We start from the raw sequence: 19,063 nt of genomic DNA, 5'->3' as shown, positions 1-19,063 counted from the left end.
AACTATCTCCTACTTCCCACTATAAGCTTTCATTAATCTATTTCCTAATAGTCTCGCTCCAACATTAAACAAAAGAACTACAAGTATAAGTACTGCTGCTGTTCCATTTGCAATTTGTGATGCATCTGGTACAGTTCCTTCTGAATTTAATTTCCATATGTGAACTGCTAGAGTTTCTGCAGGTCTGAAAAGTGAAAATGCAGAACGGCTTCCTGACAAATCTATTGTGCTGAAGTCTAAATTTCTCGAACTTAATCCAGAAGTATATAAAAATGCTGCTGCTTCCCCAAATATCCTTCCTGCTGCTAAGATTATACCTGTTAATATTTCTCCCATAGCTGTTGGTACTGTAATTTTAGCTAGCGTCTGCCATTTAGTTGCGCCAAGTCCAAGAGATGCTTCCTTTACTCTTTTGCTTGCAGATGTTATAGCATTCTCTGAAATTCTAGTCATTGCTGGTATATTTAATATACTTACGGATAAAGCCCCTGCAAGAAGCGAGTATCCAAATCCACCCATATTAACAAAAACTAATAAGCCAAACATACCTATAACTATAGATGGAAGTGATGACATAGTTTCAAGAGACATTCTTATGAATCTAAGAATTGGCCCTTCTTTTGCATATTCAGCCAAATAAATCCCTGCTCCAATTCCAATTGGAATTGTAATTATTAGAGATACAATTAACATATAAAACGAATTAAAAAGCTGAGGGAAAATTCCTCCTCCAGGTCCCGATAACTTAGGATTCCCAAACAAAAACGATGGCTTTAACATACTCCCGCCTTTATATAAGATATATACGATAAATGCACCAAGTAAACACACAATAAACATACTTATCATGTAGAATATAATTGTTGCAATCTTGTCAATCTTTTTTGCATCCATTATACTGCACTCCTTTTTTCAATCATTCTAACTATAACAATAAATATAAAAGAGATCACAAGTAAAATTAATGCTAATGTCCATAATGCATCATTTTCAGGAGTTCCGCCAACACTATTAGCCATCTCCATTGTTATAATACTAGTTAATGTTGCCATTGATCCAAAAAGGTTATCTGGTATTTTTACAGTATTACCAATTACCATTTGAACTGCTAATGCTTCTCCAAAAGCTCTTGCTATTCCAAGTACTACTCCTGTAAGTATCCCTGTTCTTGCACCTGGAACTATTACTTTATAAATAGTCTGCCATCTTGTAGCTCCAAGCCCATATGAAGCTTCAATATGATCCTGAGGTATGGTTGTTATAGCATCTATAGATAACGTCGCTATAGTAGGTAATATCATTAATGATAGAACTAAAATTCCTGCAATTAAAGAAAATCCCATCCCACCAAAATGATTTTTAATAATTGGGACTAACACTGAAATACCAACCCATCCATAAACAACCGAAGGTATTCCAACTAATATTTCTAATGAAGGTTTAATTATCTTCTTTCCAAACTTACTTGATATAACATTCACAAAAATTGCCAAAGCAATAGCAATAGGTGCACTTAAAATAACTGCACCTATTGATACTGCGGTTGAACCTAAGATGAATGCGAGAGCTCCAAAGGAAGGCTCTCCTCCTTTATTTGGCTTCCAATCACTTTTGAATAAAAAATCTGTGACACTATATCCATCAGCTGTAAATATTCTTATTCCTTTTGATGCTATGAATATTATTATTGATATTGTTATAAGTATTATTAATATTCCGCATACTCCTGCAAAGCCTTGGCCTAAATATTCATTGATAAGCCTTTCCTTAAAACTTCTTTTCTCCATCTTTACTCATCCTTTAATTTGAAATTATTTTACTTTCATGTCACTTCCTGCAACAAATCCCAACTCATCTAGTATTGATTTGTCGATTTTATTTGTAACATAATCTATAAAGTCTTTAGCTACACCTGTTGGTTCTCCTTTAGTGTACATATGACCCCAAGACCAGAATTTATATTTACCAGTACTTATGTTGTCTTTGTTAGCTTCAACACCATCAAGTTTTACTAACTTTAAAGTATTCTTAGCTTCTTGATCGTTCATGTATGCAAGTCCTATATAACTTATTGCTCCATCATTTTGCTTCATTGCACTTAATACTGATCCATTTGCATCTTGAGTTACTCCTAAAGAATCATTTTCTAGGGATTTATCTCCACCAAGTACTACTGTTGTAAATGTTGCTCTTGTTCCTGAATTAGAAGGTCTGTGAACTACTAGTATTGCTTTATCAGGACCTCCAACTTCTTTCCAGTTTGTAACTTTTCCTGAGAATATATCCTTAAGTTGATCTGAAGTTAAATTGTCTATTCCTAAGTCTTTTCCTACTACAATACCAAAACCTTCAGCTACAACTTTATGATCTACTAATTCTTTTGCTTTATCTGCACTTAATTTTTCTTCTGCAAATATGTCTGAATTTCCTACATCTACTGATCCATCAGATACTTGTGTAAGTCCTGTACCTGATCCTCCACCTTGAGCATTGATTTGTGCATCTGGATTTGCCTTAGTATATGGATCTATTGCTTTTTCCATTAATGGTAATAGTGCTGTTGATCCACTTAAAGTTATAGATCCTGATACTTTATCAGTTGATTCAGTCTTTGCTCCATTATCTGATTTTGTTCCACCATTTGATGAGCTTCCACATCCCACCATAGCGCCACCTAAAACTGTTACTAGTAAAGCGCCTATAACAAATTTCAATGTTCTCTTTTTCATGATAATTTCCCTCCATAAATAAATTCAACTTCATTTATTTTTCATATTTTTTCTATCTACATATACTATAATATAACCAGTTAGTTAATCTATTATTATAGGTATGTTAAGTTATATTAGAGGAATGTTAAAAAAATTTAACATTGAGACATGTAAATTGTCATAAATTAAACTATATTAGTGTTGTAATGCAGGTTCAGCGTTCTCAAATTGACATAAAAAAGACTGCATATTACATGCAGCCTACTGTACATATGGAATTTTAACCTCAAAAACCGTTCCTTCTCCAAGCTCACTTTTAACATTAATTTCTCCATTAAATAGTTTAGCAATATGTTTTACAATTGCCAGACCTAGGCCGGTACCGCCCTTCTTTCTTGACTTATCGACTCTATAAAAGCGTTCAAATACTCTTGATATATCTTCTTTAGGTATTCCTATTCCATTATCTTTTACTGTTAGACAGTAGAATCTATCTTTATTATAGCTTGATATTTCTACTTTTCCCGATCCGTCTTTTGAATACTTTATAGCATTTTCTACTAAATTTAAGACTAACTGATAGAACTTATCTTTATCTCCTATGATATTTCCTGCATAATCATCTTTAAATTCTAATTTTATATTTTTGTTAACTGCAATTTTTCTCATAATGTTAAGTACTTCTTCAATCACTGAATTTGGTTTAAATTCATTCATGTCAAAAGTTAAATTACTTTCAATACTTGATAGTACTAATATATCGTTTATTAATCTTGACAATCTATCTGCTTCTTTATCTATAATATCCAAAAACTTTTCTCTTGTTTCATCATCTTTAACCAGCTTTAATGTTTCAGCAAAGCCCTTTATAGAAGTTAATGGAGTCTTTAGTTCATGTGATACATTAGCAACAAACTGACTTCTCATAAGCTCTACTCTATTTATATCTGTAATATCTTGAAAAGTTATAACCTTCCCTATGTTTTCCTCACCGTCAAACATATCTGATTTCTTGATCTTAAAGTCTCTCTCCACTGGATGCAGCATTTTTATTTCCTTATCACTTTCTTCTTCCTGTTGCAAGAAATCACTTATATCATAATCATTTACGTAATCCAATAAATACTCCCCGACAATGTTTTTCTTGATTCCTAATAACAGTTCTGCACACGGATTAATTGAAATAACTTTATCTTGATTATCAACTGCCACAACACCGCTATTCATGCTTTTTAATATTGATTCTATTCTATTTTGTTTATCTATTACTTCATGAATTTTAATCTGCAATTGTTCAGCCATATTGTTAAAACTATTCCCCAAAGTTCCAAGCTCGTCATTAGTTTTAATATTAGCCCTTATTTTATAATCTCCGTGAGTCATTTTAAGAGTTACACTTTCCAATTCTTTTACTGGATCAACAATTTTTTTCACTAACCTTAGTGATAAAATTATTGAAAATGGGATAACCAAAGCTAATATTCCTAAACAATATACAAGATTTTCTTTTTGAAGCATAGTTATTGTATAAACACTAACAGAGCTTCTTATTACATAATTATTGCTTAATTTAGTTGCATAATAAATTAAGTTAGCTTTAATTGTAGCACTATATCTCTTAGAATGACCTTCCCCCGTTTCAAATGCAGCCTTAACTTCTTCTCTCTCTTTATGGTTTTCCGGGCTTAACTGTTCATTATCATACAAGACAACACCATTATTATCTATAAGTGTAAAACGTACATTTATACCATTTATTTTGGTATCATTTAACGCTCTAAGAGCCTCATAATCATTTTTGCTAATATCTGTAGCAGTATTAAGTTCAGAAATTAAATAATTTATGTTTTTAAGTTCTTCATCTGTATTTTTAATTTGTTCCATATTTATTATTAAAATAAAAGATGAAGCCACAATTATTATTGCAAATAACACCGTTATAATAACTGAAGTCAATATTTTATTTTTCATTTTTATTCTGTCGGGTTAAATCGATAACCCACTCCCCTTATAGTCTCAATAAATCTTGGATTCTTATCATCCTCTTCTATCTTCTTTCTTAGGTATCTTATATGAACATCTACAGTTCTTGTTTCACCAATATATTCATATCCCCAGATTTTATCCAATAAAGTTTCTCTTTTAAGTATCTTACCCCTGTTTTTTATTAATATTTGAAGAAGTTCAAATTCTTTTAAGGTTAAATCTACCTTTTTTTCATTAACATATACTTCATGTCTCTCAAAATCCACCCTAAGATTTTGTGAATCATAAACATCATTTTCTTCTATTTCATTAAATGTATTTGTCCTTCTTAATACAGCCTTTACTCTTGCAAGTAACTCTCTTACAGAAAAAGGCTTTGTTATATAATCGTCAGCTCCAAGCTCAAGACCGAGTATCTTATCTAATTCCTCCCCTTTTGCTGTAAGCATTATTATTGATGTCTTTTTCATTTCATTATCTCGCTTTATTTCCTTGCAGACATCAAAACCATCAATTCCTGGCAACATTAAATCAAGCAGCAATAAATTTGGTTTTTCTGCCTTAGCTATTTTTACTGCTTCTATACCATCGTTTGCTGTAAAAACCTCATATCCTGCGTTGAGTAAGTTAAATCTTATTAACTCAACTATATGTTCTTCGTCATCCACTATTAATATTTTTTCCTTAGCCATATTTTTATTTCCCCCTTAACATAATAAAAGCAAACATTCTCCCATAAGAACCTTGAGATTTTCTATATGAATGTAATTTTATAGTATCAGTGCAATAAGTACATAAATTTATGCTGTTAATATTACATTCTTTTACACCAGCACATCTTAAATCATCGATTATACACGCTTCAAGATTAAGTTTTCTTCCATCAAATAACTCAGCTTCGCTTATATTTTTCTTTTTCTCTATGAAATTTGATTTTAGCTCTTCTGAAACTTCATAGCAGCACTTTCGAATATGCGGTCCAATATATGCTTTTATATTTGCTTCATCTATATTAAATTCATCCTTCATTTTTTTTATTGTTTTCAGAGTTATGGATTCAAAGGTTCCTCTCCATCCACTATGAATTGCTGCTATTACTCCATTTTTTTCATCTACTAATATTATCGGAACACAATCAGCTGTAAAGACACCAATAACAACATTTTTCTCGTTAGTTATTATTGCATCACCTTCCTCATCTTTAATGCTTTTTTTATCTTTTTCATATCTTAAAATTTTATCACTATGAATTTGCTTAAGATATATAATATCATCTGCATTAAGGTCTCTCTTTAATGAGTTTAATTCCATTACTCCTTCTTCTGTATTTCTATTAAAACTTCTTCCTTTTTCAGCATTTGTAAAAACAATCCTTGATCTTTCATTATCTATAATTAAGAAATCTTCTTCTTTTCTTACTGAATTAAGCTCTATCTTATTCACTTCAATCCTCCAAATTTTCACAGTATAACTTGCCATAGATATCAAAATTTATTTACTATTTACTTAATATTAACATTCTCTTGCTTACTTATCACCTTTATTAACTAAACTTTAACTTATATATAACATTTTTTTATAATGCTTATGACAGCTATATTAAATAAGAAGCTATATTATCCTCATTTATAAATTTCAACCTTATATTGCTGCATCATAAAAAGGACATTGAAATTATATTCAACATCCTTAACATCAAAATTATGTTACAAGATTCTTTATTTCTTCTAAGAAAGTATTTATATCCTTAAATTGTCTATATACTGATGCAAATCTTACATATGATATTTCGTCTAATTCTTTTAGCCTAGCCATAACCATTTCACCTATATGCTCTGATTGAACTTCCGTAACCATACTATTAGATATTGCTTTTTCAATATCATATGCTATCTCTTCAATCTGTTTTCTTGATACAGGTCTTTTTTGGCATGCAATAATTAATCCATTAATTATCTTCTCTTTATTAAAGTTTTCCCTAGTTAAATCTTTTTTAATTACTAAAATTGGAAAGTCCTCTATCTTTTCATAAGTAGTATAACGCTTAGTACATTTTAGGCATTCTCTTCTTCTTCTAATTGTTGAATTATCCTCAGTTGATCTTGAATCAACAACCTTACTTTCCTCAAAACCGCAAAATGGACATTTCATACTTTCATTCACCTCTTTGCTTTCGTTTATTAGGTATATAAAAAATAACAAGCAAATCCTATAGTCTATTTTGCATCATCTTTCATATGTATCTTTACCTAATAATCCACTATGAGACAAATCATAGCTCTTTTTTTGAATGAAAAATGTACGCATGACCTCTTAAACCAGTTACTTTATTCCATATACCTTAAACCTTATACTTATTATACATACTTTTTCTCAATATGGCTATATATTGTTTGTGCTAACTTTTTCTTCTTTTGCATTTACCAATATAACATCTTTACCTATCCTAACTATGTCTTTCCACAAAATTTCTTTTTCATCCTCTTTTGTGAACCACGACTTTAATTCCCCAGGTAATATTAACGAAACTATTTTATTAGTATCACAATCTATTTTAAAATCTCTTATGAATCCTATTTTAGTTCCAGTTAATATGTCGATTACTTCCATATTTCTCATAGCATTCAGTGAATGTAGTTCTAGTTCCATATTTTTCACCCCATAATTAATATATTACTAGTATTTTATTTCTATACATGCTTTCTCATATGCTTTAAAGCTGTCTTTTCTAATCTTGAAACCTGCGCTTGCGAAATTCCAATTTCATCTGCAACTTCCATTTGAGTTCTTCCATTAAAAAATCTTAAGTTTAATATCAACTTTTCTCTATCAGTAAGTTTTTTCATAGCTTCTTTTATTGAAATATTTTCAAGCCAATGTTCATCAGTATTTTTACAATCACTTATTTGATCCATCACATAGATAGCATCTCCTCCATCATGATAAATAGGTTCAAATAATGATACTGGATCCTGTATTGCGTCTAATGCAAATACTACTTCTTCTCTTGGTAATTCTAGTTCCTTTGCGATTTGCGATATAGTAGGTTCTTTATTATTATCTTTTATAAATTTTTCTCTCATAATTAGTGCTTTATAAGCAATGTCCCTTAATGACCTGCTTACCCTAATAGAATTATTATCTCTTAGGTACCGTCTAATTTCGCCAATTATCATTGGCACTGCATAAGTTGAAAATTTAACATTTTGAGATAAGTCAAAATTATCTATAGATTTCATAAGGCCTATGCAGCCTACTTGAAATAAATCGTCAATATTTTCACCTCTATTATTAAACCTTTGGATTACACTAAGCACTAATCTTAAGTTTCCTTTTATAAAAGTCTCTCTAGCAGTCTTATCTCCCTCTTTCATCTGCAAAAAAAGCTGTTTCTTCTCTTTCTCTTTAAGTACAGGGAGTTTTGAAGTATTAACGCCACATATTTCTACTTTGTTAATTATCACAAGTATTCACCCCTTCGAAAGTAATAATCCATTGCATTAAACATTATTTCCGCTAGGCAATACTTTTATACTCGAAGACAAGCTAAATCATTCTACTTATTTCTTTTTTTAATCTTTTAATTATTTTCTTTTCCAATCTTGATATATATGATTGAGAGATTCCAAGCATGTCAGCAACCTCTTTTTGTGTCTTTTCTCTAGTTCCATTTAATCCAAATCTTAGTCTAACTATTTCCTTTTCCCTATCATTTAAACTTTTCAATGCCATAATCAGTAACTGCTTATCAACTTCATCTTCTATTAAATTGTAAACAGTATCATTTTCGGTTCCTAGTATATCTGAAAGCAAAAGTTCATTTCCATCCCAATCAATATTTAAAGGTTCATAAAATGAAATCTCAGCTTTTATTTTACTATTTCTTCTTAAATACATTAATATTTCATTTTCTATACATCTTGATGCATAAGTAGCAAGCTTTATTTTTTTTTCAGGATTAAATGTATTAACTGCTTTTATTAATCCTATAGTTCCAACTGATATTAAATCTTCAACATATACACCTGTGTTTTCAAATTTTCTTGCTATATAAACTACTAGTCTTAAATTTCTTTCTATTAGTATACTTCTAGTATTCTCATCTCCATTATTTAATTTATTCACTAAATCTTCTTCTTCATCCTTTGAAAGCGGCGGAGGCAGTGCATCATTACCTCCAACATAATATAATTTTCTCCTAAACAGCTTAAATTGACTTATTAATTTATTAAATAGCAGAATTAACTTTTCCATTAATACCCTCCTTATATACTACTCCCCTTGATAGTAATGCATTGAATTCAGATTCCTTGTTTAACTTTTCTTTACATGGACATATTACTGCATCAATCTCTTCATACGGAAGATTTTTATTTCTTATTTTTATATTATTAACCCTTATTCCTTTAAGATCGCCACCATATCCAATAGAACTATAGAGTATATGGTACGTATCTTTATTAAAATTAATATCACTTATTAAATTTTCTTCAACCAATATACAGGGAAGATTTGTAATAGGTTCTCTAAGTTCATTTCCAGTATCTAAAAAACTTTTAAACTTATATTTCTTATCTTTCACTTTAAATTCAATTTCAAAAATAAAATTATTTGTAAATAATTTATCTCTTATATATTCTATAAATCTATCACAAGCAATATATATAAGCATTATCGCTAAAATAATATACTTAACTGAATATTTTTCAATTTTGAATGAACTTCCAATAATATATACATTTTGCTTTAGTGATAATAAAAAGCATACTCCGCTTAAAGTAAATGATATCATCAAAAATATAGCTAATAACTTCATCATATTAAAAATACTTGTCCTTCCATATGCTAATCTAAGCATGATGCAAGCTACAATTAATTCAAAAGGCAGATAAGATAGAATTTTCAGTCCTGGAATTACAAGCACTAAGGTATATACACCGCCTATAAAACTTGAGCTTATTAATGCAATTACTTTACACTTATGTTTTATACACCTCATGGTCAAAGTTAATAAAAAGAAATTTACTATACAATTTTCTAAAACCAAGACATCTGCATAAACCTCCATGTTAACTCCCCCCGCCTGTATGAAGTTTATTATATACTTATTTATTTTAAAAATTTGTCACAATCACATTAGATAATTCTGTTTTTTTAATTGAACTTTTTACATATATTTACACTATGTTTTTTTGTTTACTTTTTTATATTTAAAACTAACTTATTGTGTAAAAATAAATTCTTCTATCTTATATAAATTTGCTAGAAATAAGCATAACAAAACATTATGCAACACATATATACATATAAAAATAGAACAGAAATTTATTGCAAGCTAGAAACTTATATATGAATCTTAAACTATAAGTCGGGCTAATATCTCTAATTAGCGCGACTTATTTAAATCATATATATTTCTTAGTCTAAAATAAATTTCTGTTCTATTTCATCAAATTAATAACAATACAATTTTATGTGTATATTAGTGTCTCTTTTGTCTTCTCAAGAAAACAGGTATATCTAAATCATCAGGTTCGTAACTATTATGCCCAATTTCTGGTCCTTTTGCATCAATAGCAGCTTCAGGTTCTTCTTTTACTGCTTCTTGAACCTTAGGTCTTTTTGATTCTTCTATTATTGAATTTAATTCAACTTTGCTATTTTCATTTTCAAAACCTGTTGCTATAACAGTTATTCTTATTTCTTCAGTAAGCGTTTCATCAATAACTGCTCCAACGATTATGTTTGCATCTGGATCTACAGCTTCACGTACAACGTCTGCTGCATCATAAACCTCTAATGCTCCAAGGTCTGCACCACCAGTGAAGTTTATGATTACATCTGTAGCTCCATCTATTGATGTTTCTAAAAGAGGAGAAGATATAGCCTGCTTAACAGCATCTTGAGTTCTGGTCTCGCCTTTTCCAAATCCAACACCCATATGAGCTAAGCCTTTATTTAACATTACGGCCTTTATGTCTGCAAAATCGGCGTTAATTACACCAGTTATTGTGATCAAATCTGAAATTGCTTGTACACCTTGTCTTAAAACTTCATCTGCTAGTTTAAATGAATCTAATAATGTTGTTTTCTTATCTGCCATACTAAGTAATCTCTCATTAGGAATTATAACTAATGTATCAACTTTTTCTTTTAAAGTTGCTATTCCCATTTCAGCATGTCTCATTCTTCTTTTGCCCTCAAAAGGGAATGGTTTTGTAACTACTCCTACAGTTAGTATATCCATAGACTTGGCTATCTCAGCAACAATAGGAGCGGCACCAGTTCCTGTTCCACCACCCATACCGGCAGTAATAAACACCATATTAGCACCCTTTATTGAAGCTGTGATTTCTTCTCTGCTTTCCTCAGCTGCTTTCTTTCCTATCTCAGGATTTGCACCAGCACCTAGGCCTTTAGTTAATTTTTCCCCTATTTGAATCTTTACATTTGCATTAGAAAGCATCAATGCTTGCTTATCTGTATTTATCGCAATAAACTCAACATTCTTTAACCCTTCAACAATCATTCTATTTACGGCATTACTTCCACCGCCACCACAACCAATTACTTTTATATTGGTTAATTCTTGTATATCTGTCTCAAAATCTAACAAAATAATTCCTCCCCTTAAAAAATCTTACTAAAAAAAACTTTAACTTTTTTAAAGATATGATTTTCATCTTCATTATTGTGTAAATGTTCTTTCTCATTAATTGCCTTAATTTCATTATTGTTATTAATCAGAACCACATTTCTATCTTCTAATAAATTTAATCTATCATATACTTCCTTGGCTATTGCCATTGAAGTTATATTTTCCGAATTCTTTATTCCCAAATCATTTCTTCTTATGATTTTAGTTTTTATTTTTAAATTCTTACGAACGATTTCACTAATATCTTCAAAATAGTTAATACCATCCCCATATAGAATTATACTACAAATTCTATCATAATGACCAGTATTTTTTATTTTTATATCAATGTGACTTAATGTTTCTTCAATTCTAGCTTCCACGACTTCATAAAATAATTTTTTAGGTACTTTTATAGTTCCTACTTCAATTTCCTCTGAAATCGAATCATCTACATATAAAGACTTATAATTGCTAGAATAAATCTTTTTTATATTATCAGCTTCTAAAAACGAAAACTTTCCACAAATAGATAAATCATTTGTTATATTGTTTCCTCCAACTAGAATATTATCTATATTCTTAGGAATGCCATTATTAAACAATGCTATATCTGTAATACCAGCTCCAATATCTACCAAAGCACTATATCCCATAGAATTATTTTCATTTAGAAATATTTCTTTCCCTGATAATATATTTAATTTAAAAAATTGAATATTATACTTCGTTCCTTTAAACAAAGCATAGTATTTCTCTATTTCACTTGTTTTTGCTATTACTAAAGTAAGGTTTACTTCAAGGTCATTTCCCTTCCAATGTAATATATCTTTATATATTACATTACCATCTAATATATAAAAGTTTATGATTATATCTATTACTGATTCATCATCATTTACAGAAATGCTATTTTTGCCTTTTTTTAATGCTTTCATCAAATCTTTACTCGTAACCTTATTCTCGTCTAGTCTAACACTTACTGTTTTCTCGGTAATCCTAACTTTGTTTGAAGAAATTCCAATCGCTAAATTTTTTATTTCTTTTTTTACGTCTCTCTCTACTTCACTTAGTAATGTTATTACATTATCCCTACATTTTTCAAGATCTATTAGTAGCCCCTTCTCTATACCTACTGATTTACAAGATTTAACCCCTAATATTTCTAATTCATTGTCTTCTTCAGCCGCTACTGTTACAGACATCTTTTTGGTGCCAAAATCTATAGCTGTAATTATCTCTTGTTGCATAACTAATTCTTTCCCTTCTTTGCAGAAAAAAATCTACTAATTGCATTATATTCAACATGTTTTTTTAAAATCCTCTTTTATTTGATTGAATCTTCACCTCCTATTCCAAATATCTTTAAAGACTTTCTCATTTTTGATTTTAATTCCTATCATGCTTCAAAAATTATATCACAAGGATAATCTTTATACGAGTTACTAAGCCTAGTGATTTCTTTCTATTATTGCTTATTAAAAGTTATCGAAATATTAAATTTTCTATATAAATATATTATCGAAATATTTATTCTTATCATAAGCCTTTCCTTAATAGTATATTATGGTATTTTAAAGTTAATTTTTAGCATACTTATAAAAATAAGGTACTATATTAAAAATAGCACCCTCTTTCTAAGTATGTCAATATTTCTTTCTATAATTAATTCTTATTCTTCTAATTAATTTAAGTTTTTGTAAACAACTCCTTTTTTAATTTTTTCAAAGCCTTTTTTTCTATTCTTGATACATAAGAACGAGAAATCCCTAAACTTATTGCTATTTCCCTTTGAGTTTTACATTTTCCATCTATTAGACCATATCTCATAATCAGAATAGCACTTTCTCTTTTAGTTAAGGATTCCACTAACTTTTTATATAAAGCTCTAACCTGTAAATTATTTTCAACTTTTTCTAAAACACTATCTTTCTCACTGCTTAATATGTCCATTAAACAAAATTCATTTCCTTCTTTATCAACTCCAATTGGATCTTGAAGATAAATTTCACTTTTTTGCTTTTTATTATTTCTAAACAACATTAAAATTTCATTTTCAATACACCTTGAAGCATAAGTAGCAAGTCTAGTTCCTTTACTAGAATCAAAAGAATCAATCGCTTTTATTAATCCAACAGTACCAATAGAAATCAATTCATCTACATCTTTATTAGGAAATGAGTATTTTTTCACTATATGCGCTACTAATCTTAGATTTCTTTCAATCAAAATACTTTTTGCACTTTTATCTCCCTCTCTAAATTTCTTCAAATACATTTGCTCTTCTGTTTCATCTAATGGCAATGGAAACGTATTATTATTTGTTACATATCCTGTCAAAAAAAACGAATTGCATATTAACTCTATAACGCTATTTAATATAAACACCTTTTTCCTCCACAGCAGTGCTTGATATTATAATATGTTTAAGTTTTAAAAAAGTTGCTTAGGCACATGAAAAAAATAATATACCAAATATACAAGTATACTGGTATATTATTTTTTTGTTCCATAATGAATCTTTACTTTTTCCTATGCAATTATCATGATATCTAAATTCCTATTCCATTCCATTTAATTTCTTAACTATATCCTTAAATACTGGCGCCGCAGTATCCCCTCCACCTAATTCTTCATTATCTGTTGCCTTTGAAGAATTAATATCAGGTGTAAAGACTACCATGGTATACTTCTTATCTCCTATACTAAAGAAACCTGCAAACCATCCATGAGTTTTGCCTTCACTCCCCGTTGAAGAACCTGTCTTCCCTCCGATGTCCAAATTTCCTATATATGCTTTTATTCCAGTACCATTTTTAACAACCTGTCTCATTGAATTTTGAATGATTTTAGAGGTAGTATCACTAAATACCCTCTTCGAATCTGTTTTGAACGTTTTTATTGCATTATCATCCTTATCTAAAATACTATCAACTATATATGGTTTTTCATATACTCCATTATTTACAACTGAATTTATAGCTCCCAGCATTTGTATTGGTGTTACATTCATACATTGACCTATTGATATATTATTTATTCCTGAGTCTTTGTCTGGCTTAACACCTTTAGCTTCATTTCTGTTATCACCTTCTAAGTTCAGCACTCTATTATATAACCCTAATTCCTCTGAATAACTCATTAATTTCTCATATCCTACCTTGGTTCCTATTTCTGCAAATATATCATTACATGACTTTTCAAAGGCTTCTTCAACTGTTAACCTTCCAAATACCTTCCTATCTATTTTTCCCGTTCCAACAAATGTGTCATTAATATTTATAAGCCCCATATCTAAAGCTGCTCCAAGAGTTATGACCTTATAAATTGACCCCGGTTCATATCCTATCTGCTCAATTCCTAAGTTTATATTAGCTGCACTTTCATCTTTCTGAACCATGGCTCTTATCTTTCCAGTATCAGCTTCCATTATGGTTACTCCTATATTACTTAGCGATGAAAATTTTTCATCACTTAATACTTCTCGCACCTTATCTTCAATCTCTTTATCTATAGTCAGCTTTAAATTTTTATTATTATCACTTATACTTACAGACTTCTTTGAATAAACTGCGCTATTGTCTAAATAAAATTCACTTTGCGGTTTCTCATTATCCTTTAGATAATCGTACATCTGCCCTTCAAGTGAATCTGCTTCTTGATTATCATCTAATATTTTCGATAACATATTTGCAGTGCTCCACGCCTTTTTATTATCCACTTCGTCATATGTATAAGTGTATATTCCTTTAATATTTTTAAGACTATTTATTTTATTGTAAGTATCTTCTGATATATTGAAATACATTTTTCCACTTTGCTTCATTATATCTGTATAATTGAATTCCGGATTTTCTGACTTCATTATAAAGTTCAAAGCCATTAAATCTTCTAGTGTTTCTTCATAATTATTCAAACTAAATGGTCTAGTATCAATTACAAGTACATATTTCTTATTATATTGCATTAAATCTTTTCCATTAGTGTCTAAAATCATATAATTCATATTACTGATATTTTCTTGCTGGTGATTTTGATATGAACCAACAACCTTATCAGATGGATATACTTGCAATATAGATAAACGCACCGTTAATATTAATATAGCCGTCATAAAAATAGCTAGAATTTGCATCAGCCTTTTATTTCTTTCAAATCTCTCAGTAAAAATAAAAAAACACCTCCCTCTAGCTTAAATTCTAGCCTTAAAGAAAGTGTTTTATTCAGTATGGTAAAAGTTATGTGGTTACTTGCCGAAAGCACATAACTTTTTATTCCACAGGACTATGAAACTTTCGCTGAAAGCACTAAATAGGAGCTTGTAGCAAAATTAGCTTGCTCCGAATATTCATTCGTACAAGCTAATTTTGAACAAGCCCCTATTAAGTGCTTTTGGCATCGAAATTTTCAAATGCCTGCTTCACAAAAATGTATTTGATTTCTGGTGTAGTTATACACAAAAGTTTAACAAAATTATATCCATACTTTATATAAAACAAATTTTAATCACAAACAAAAAAACTTCTTCTTGTAAATTACGGATTTATTATTCTTTATCTTTAACAATTAAATCTTTTTCTTTTAGTGGAATATCTACTCTTACTTTATATATCATTTTAGCTCTATTTGCCGATTCTATTGGAGTTCCGTTTTCTTCTGTCATATCATGAAGAACAACTTCGAAATTATCTCCTTCTGGTCTTAAAACTTCTACTGTATCATCATTTAATACTTTATTTTTTTGTTCAATAGTTGCTATTTTTGTTTCTTCATCGTATGCTCTTACTATTCCTATTATATCTGCATGTCTTATATACGCTGAATCTTCGTATACCTGCTCACCAGTCTGACCATAGTAAAAACCTGTATGATAAACTCTATGACTTACTTTATTTAAATTTTCCATCCATTTTGGATCAAACTTATAATTATCTGGGTCCTTCATATATGCATCCACAGCCTGCCTATATGATTTAACTACTGCTGCAACGTAATATAAACTCTTCATTCGTCCTTCAATTTTAAGAGAGTATACTCCAGCCTTTATAACATCATCTATATGTTCAATCATACATAGATCTTTTGAATTCATTATGTATGTTCCATTTTCATCTTCAACTACTGGATAAAATTCATTTGGTCTTTTTTCTTCAACTAGATGATATTTAAATCTGCACGCTTGAGCACATGCTCCTCTATTTGCATCTCTTCCAACCATATAGTTAGAAATTAAGCATCTTCCTGAATAGCTTATACACATTGATCCATGAACAAATGCTTCTATTTCGCATTCTTCTGGAAGATTATCTCTCATTTCTTTTATCTCAGTTAAGCTAAGCTCTCTAGCCATTACTATTCTTTTTACACCTTGCTCATACCAGAATTTAGCTGCTCTCCAGTTAACATTATTGGCTTGAGTGCTTAAGTGAATTTCTAAATTTGGCGCAACTTCTCTAGCTGCTGAAATTATTGCAGGATCTGATGCTATTATTGCATCAACACCTGTTTCATATAGCTCTTTTATATAATCTTCAACGCCGCTTAAATCTGCATTATGAGGGAAAACGTTCATTGTTACATAAACTTTTCTATTTCTATCATGTGCATACTGTACGCCTTCTTTTAACTGTTCATTTGTAAAATTATCGGCAAATGCTCTTAAATTTAATTTGCTTCCGCCAAGATACACAGCATCAGCTCCAAAATCTATTGCTATTTTAAGTTTATCTAAATTCCCTGCTGGTGCCAAAATTTCTGGTCTTATCATTTTAATTTACCTCCTCTTTGTAACTGCAATCCCATCGCCCATTGGTATGACTGATGTTATTAAGTTTTCATCTTGAGTAACCAATTCCAAATAAGTTCTCATTCTCTTTACTATTGTAATTTTTCTTCTTTTAACTAATTCTTGAGATGCCACCATACCTCTAAATAAAACATTATCAGCAACTATTACCCCATCATTATTAAGCAATCTTAAACAATGTGGCAAAAAGTGATTATAGTGACCCTTACCTGCATCCATAAAAATCAAATCAAAAGGTCCATTTAATTTTTCTAAAATCTCTAAGCAATCGCCCTCTTCAATCTTGATCTTATGATCTAAATTAAATTTCTTTAAGTTAATGTTTGCAAGTTCAATCATTCTTTCATCACGTTCTATTGTAACAATTTCCGGTTCTGTCCCCGCAGATTGATACATCAGTATTGATGAAAAACCTATTGCTGTTCCAAGTTCTAATATTCTTTTTGGTTTCTTCATACTAGTCATGAATTCCAGAAATACACCTGTTTCTTTTTGAACAATAGGTACCCCATTTTCTCTCGCAAAAGCTTCTATCTCTTTTAATGTTCCCTCTCTCTCAGGAATTAAACTTCTAATATATTCTTCCATATAGTCATATGTGATTTCGCTCATGAATTTCCTCCAAATTTCAACTCTAAATATACGGCACATGAAAATAGACTAGCAAATGGACTTGTTATTTATTTGATTGTGCCTAAATTCATTGTAAACTATTTAATAAATTTAATCTTACTATTCTTTAAACTCTAAAAGAGTTTGTTCCAAAACTTCTAAATCATAACTCTTAACTGAATTAGTATCCTAATTCCTTTTTCTTATTTAAAAAATCATCATAATCATTAGTAAAATAGTGGGATCCATCTTTTTGTAATATGTAATATAAATAATCCGTTTTCTCGGGCGTCAATGCAGCTTTAATACAGTCTATTCCTGGATTTGCTATAGGCCCTATTGGCAGTCCGCTATATTTATATACATTGTAAGGTGAATCTATCTCTAAATCCTTGTTTGATACTACATCTACGTGATGTCCCAAGGCATAAATTACTGCTGCATCTATTTGAAGCTTCATATTTTTTTCTAATCTATTATAAATAACTGATGAAATTAATGGTCTATCCTTTGGAACTCTGGCTTCTTTCTCTATCATAGAAGCTATAGTAATTATTTTTTCTACATCTTCATCTTTTACATCAACTTTAGTTTGAGCCTTAACCTGTTTCATTATTTCATTAAATCGATCTAACATAAGTTTTACTATATCTTTTGCATTAGCGCCTTTTTCAATTAAATATGTATCAGGATACAAAAATCCTTCTAAATTATATCTCTTGCTGCTATCAGCTTTTATATAATCTGGCAATTCGTAACTTTTAACTGCATTTAAAAATTCATCCTTAGAGCAAATCCCTTTTTCATCTACCGTTTTTGCAATATCCTCTATTGAGTATCCCTCCGGAATCGTCAGCTTAACTAAATCTTTATCTCCATCCTTATTTTCTAAAGATTTTATTAAGTTCTCTAAGGTCGTGTCTGCATTTACTTCATATATTCCTTCTTTTACATTAACTTTTACTTTATCTATAGACAAATTTAACTTAATGAACAGCTTACTAGATAATTTATTCTCTTTATCTAAATCGTTTAATATATCATAAAAGCCTTCACCCGGCTTTACTTCTATAATAATTTTATCTTCATTAGATTTCAATGGTTTTGTTACAGCTTTATTGTATAAAATTATGAAAATTAACGTTATCATCACGACAAAAAATATAATTAGTTGTATCGTTCTCTTTAAAGTTATATATTTTTTCATAAAAGATATATACTTGTTCATAAACTTTCTCCTAGATATAATTAAAAGTAAATAGTCGTGTAGTTAAGACCATTTACTTTAATTATATTTGTTTTAATAACTAT

Annotated in this window: 18 protein-coding genes; all 18 read right to left on the bottom strand. The window is 29.8% G+C overall.

Translation table 11 applies throughout. The features are described 5' to 3' along the window. Positions 1 to 9 precede the first annotated feature (9 nt). The gene (gene pstA, locus CDLVIII_RS08635) at positions 10 to 894 is read right to left on the bottom strand and encodes a phosphate ABC transporter permease PstA (RefSeq protein ID WP_009169068.1); all 885 of its coding nucleotides are present in this window, start codon (positions 892 to 894) and stop codon (positions 10 to 12) included. Further along, the gene (pstC, locus tag CDLVIII_RS08630; RefSeq protein WP_009169067.1) at positions 894 to 1,787 is read right to left on the bottom strand and encodes a phosphate ABC transporter permease subunit PstC; all 894 of its coding nucleotides are present in this window, start codon (positions 1,785 to 1,787) and stop codon (positions 894 to 896) included. The genes pstA and pstC overlap by 1 nt, the downstream gene beginning before the upstream one ends. A gap of 24 nt (positions 1,788 to 1,811) precedes the next feature. Then, a complete protein-coding gene (locus CDLVIII_RS08625; protein WP_009169066.1) occupies positions 1,812 to 2,729 on the bottom strand; it encodes a phosphate ABC transporter substrate-binding protein in 918 nt (305 codons plus the stop codon). Between the two features lie 243 nt (positions 2,730 to 2,972). Further along, a complete protein-coding gene (locus CDLVIII_RS08620; protein WP_009169065.1) occupies positions 2,973 to 4,682 on the bottom strand; it encodes a sensor histidine kinase in 1,710 nt (569 codons plus the stop codon). A 2-nt stretch (positions 4,683 to 4,684) separates the two neighbouring features. Then, entirely contained in the window at positions 4,685 to 5,389 is a 705-nt protein-coding gene (locus CDLVIII_RS08615) for a response regulator transcription factor (protein ID WP_009169064.1), read from the bottom strand. A gap of 4 nt (positions 5,390 to 5,393) precedes the next feature. Continuing rightward, on the bottom strand, positions 5,394 to 6,140 hold the full coding sequence (gene pgeF / locus CDLVIII_RS08610) for a peptidoglycan editing factor PgeF (RefSeq protein ID WP_009169063.1): 747 nt from the start codon (positions 6,138 to 6,140) through the stop codon (positions 5,394 to 5,396). Positions 6,141 to 6,398: 258 nt separating this feature from the next. Beyond that, positions 6,399 to 6,848, bottom strand: a complete 450-nt coding sequence (nrdR, locus tag CDLVIII_RS08605) for a transcriptional regulator NrdR (RefSeq protein WP_035301706.1) — start codon at positions 6,846 to 6,848, stop codon at positions 6,399 to 6,401. Positions 6,849 to 7,079: 231 nt separating this feature from the next. Continuing rightward, positions 7,080 to 7,346: a YlmC/YmxH family sporulation protein gene (locus tag CDLVIII_RS08600; protein ID WP_009169061.1), complete on the bottom strand. Its 267-nt coding sequence runs from the start codon at positions 7,344 to 7,346 to the stop codon at positions 7,080 to 7,082. Positions 7,347 to 7,387: 41 nt separating this feature from the next. Beyond that, positions 7,388 to 8,161 carry an RNA polymerase sporulation sigma factor SigG gene (sigG, locus tag CDLVIII_RS08595; RefSeq protein WP_009169060.1) on the bottom strand — a complete coding sequence of 258 codons (774 nt, stop codon included), beginning with the start codon at positions 8,159 to 8,161 and terminating at the stop codon, positions 7,388 to 7,390. Between the two features lie 82 nt (positions 8,162 to 8,243). Next, positions 8,244 to 8,951: an RNA polymerase sporulation sigma factor SigE gene (gene sigE, locus CDLVIII_RS08590; RefSeq protein ID WP_009169059.1), complete on the bottom strand. Its 708-nt coding sequence runs from the start codon at positions 8,949 to 8,951 to the stop codon at positions 8,244 to 8,246. Beyond that, a complete protein-coding gene (locus CDLVIII_RS08585) occupies positions 8,926 to 9,765 on the bottom strand; it encodes a sigma-E processing peptidase SpoIIGA (protein WP_009169058.1) in 840 nt (279 codons plus the stop codon). The genes sigE and CDLVIII_RS08585 overlap by 26 nt, the downstream gene beginning before the upstream one ends. 414 nt (positions 9,766 to 10,179) lie before the next feature. Then, entirely contained in the window at positions 10,180 to 11,313 is a 1,134-nt protein-coding gene (gene ftsZ / locus CDLVIII_RS08580) for a cell division protein FtsZ (RefSeq protein ID WP_009169057.1), read from the bottom strand. A 14-nt stretch (positions 11,314 to 11,327) separates the two neighbouring features. Next, positions 11,328 to 12,584, bottom strand: a complete 1,257-nt coding sequence (locus CDLVIII_RS08575) for a cell division FtsA domain-containing protein (protein WP_009169056.1) — start codon at positions 12,582 to 12,584, stop codon at positions 11,328 to 11,330. 439 nt (positions 12,585 to 13,023) lie between these two features. After that, on the bottom strand, positions 13,024 to 13,722 hold the full coding sequence (gene sigK / locus CDLVIII_RS08570; RefSeq protein ID WP_009169055.1) for an RNA polymerase sporulation sigma factor SigK: 699 nt from the start codon (positions 13,720 to 13,722) through the stop codon (positions 13,024 to 13,026). Positions 13,723 to 13,894: 172 nt separating this feature from the next. Next, positions 13,895 to 15,469 (bottom strand): penicillin-binding transpeptidase domain-containing protein, encoded by a 1,575-nt coding sequence (locus CDLVIII_RS08565; RefSeq protein ID WP_009169054.1) that lies wholly within the window; start codon positions 15,467 to 15,469, stop codon positions 13,895 to 13,897. Between the two features lie 411 nt (positions 15,470 to 15,880). Then, a complete protein-coding gene (locus CDLVIII_RS08560) occupies positions 15,881 to 17,101 on the bottom strand; it encodes a U32 family peptidase (RefSeq protein ID WP_009169053.1) in 1,221 nt (406 codons plus the stop codon). A gap of 6 nt (positions 17,102 to 17,107) precedes the next feature. Continuing rightward, positions 17,108 to 17,752, bottom strand: coding sequence for an O-methyltransferase (locus CDLVIII_RS08555; protein ID WP_009169052.1), 645 nt, complete (start codon positions 17,750 to 17,752; stop codon positions 17,108 to 17,110). Positions 17,753 to 17,933: 181 nt separating this feature from the next. Continuing rightward, positions 17,934 to 18,959, bottom strand: a complete 1,026-nt coding sequence (mltG, locus tag CDLVIII_RS08550) for an endolytic transglycosylase MltG (RefSeq protein WP_035302156.1) — start codon at positions 18,957 to 18,959, stop codon at positions 17,934 to 17,936. Between the last annotated feature and the right edge of the window lie 104 nt (positions 18,960 to 19,063).

Origin of the sequence: Clostridium sp. DL-VIII (assembly GCF_000230835.1) — a bacterium.
Classification (GTDB): Bacteria; Bacillota; Clostridia; order Clostridiales; family Clostridiaceae; genus Clostridium.
This window is presented reverse-complemented; position numbering and strand designations above follow the sequence as displayed.

What these genes read in the sequence shown, in the direction of transcription:
- pstA (WP_009169068.1), bottom strand. Translation starts at nt 894, where the DNA reads ATGGATGCAAAAAAGATTGACAAGATTGCAACAATTATATTCTACATG.
- pstC (WP_009169067.1), bottom strand. Translation starts at nt 1,787, where the DNA reads ATGGAGAAAAGAAGTTTTAAGGAAAGGCTTATCAATGAATATTTAGGC.
- CDLVIII_RS08625 (WP_009169066.1), bottom strand. Translation starts at nt 2,729, where the DNA reads ATGAAAAAGAGAACATTGAAATTTGTTATAGGCGCTTTACTAGTAACA.
- CDLVIII_RS08620 (WP_009169065.1), bottom strand. Translation starts at nt 4,682, where the DNA reads ATGAAAAATAAAATATTGACTTCAGTTATTATAACGGTGTTATTTGCA.
- CDLVIII_RS08615 (WP_009169064.1), bottom strand. Translation starts at nt 5,389, where the DNA reads ATGGCTAAGGAAAAAATATTAATAGTGGATGACGAAGAACATATAGTT.
- nrdR (WP_035301706.1), bottom strand. Translation starts at nt 6,848, where the DNA reads ATGAAATGTCCATTTTGCGGTTTTGAGGAAAGTAAGGTTGTTGATTCA.
- CDLVIII_RS08600 (WP_009169061.1), bottom strand. Translation starts at nt 7,346, where the DNA reads ATGGAACTAGAACTACATTCACTGAATGCTATGAGAAATATGGAAGTA.
- sigE (WP_009169059.1), bottom strand. Translation starts at nt 8,951, where the DNA reads ATGGAAAAGTTAATTCTGCTATTTAATAAATTAATAAGTCAATTTAAG.
- CDLVIII_RS08585 (WP_009169058.1), bottom strand. Translation starts at nt 9,765, where the DNA reads ATGGAGGTTTATGCAGATGTCTTGGTTTTAGAAAATTGTATAGTAAAT.
- CDLVIII_RS08575 (WP_009169056.1), bottom strand. Translation starts at nt 12,584, where the DNA reads ATGCAACAAGAGATAATTACAGCTATAGATTTTGGCACCAAAAAGATG.
- CDLVIII_RS08565 (WP_009169054.1), bottom strand. Translation starts at nt 15,469, where the DNA reads ATGCAAATTCTAGCTATTTTTATGACGGCTATATTAATATTAACGGTG.
- CDLVIII_RS08560 (WP_009169053.1), bottom strand. Translation starts at nt 17,101, where the DNA reads ATGATAAGACCAGAAATTTTGGCACCAGCAGGGAATTTAGATAAACTT.
- CDLVIII_RS08555 (WP_009169052.1), bottom strand. Translation starts at nt 17,752, where the DNA reads ATGAGCGAAATCACATATGACTATATGGAAGAATATATTAGAAGTTTA.
- mltG (WP_035302156.1), bottom strand. Translation starts at nt 18,959, where the DNA reads ATGAAAAAATATATAACTTTAAAGAGAACGATACAACTAATTATATTT.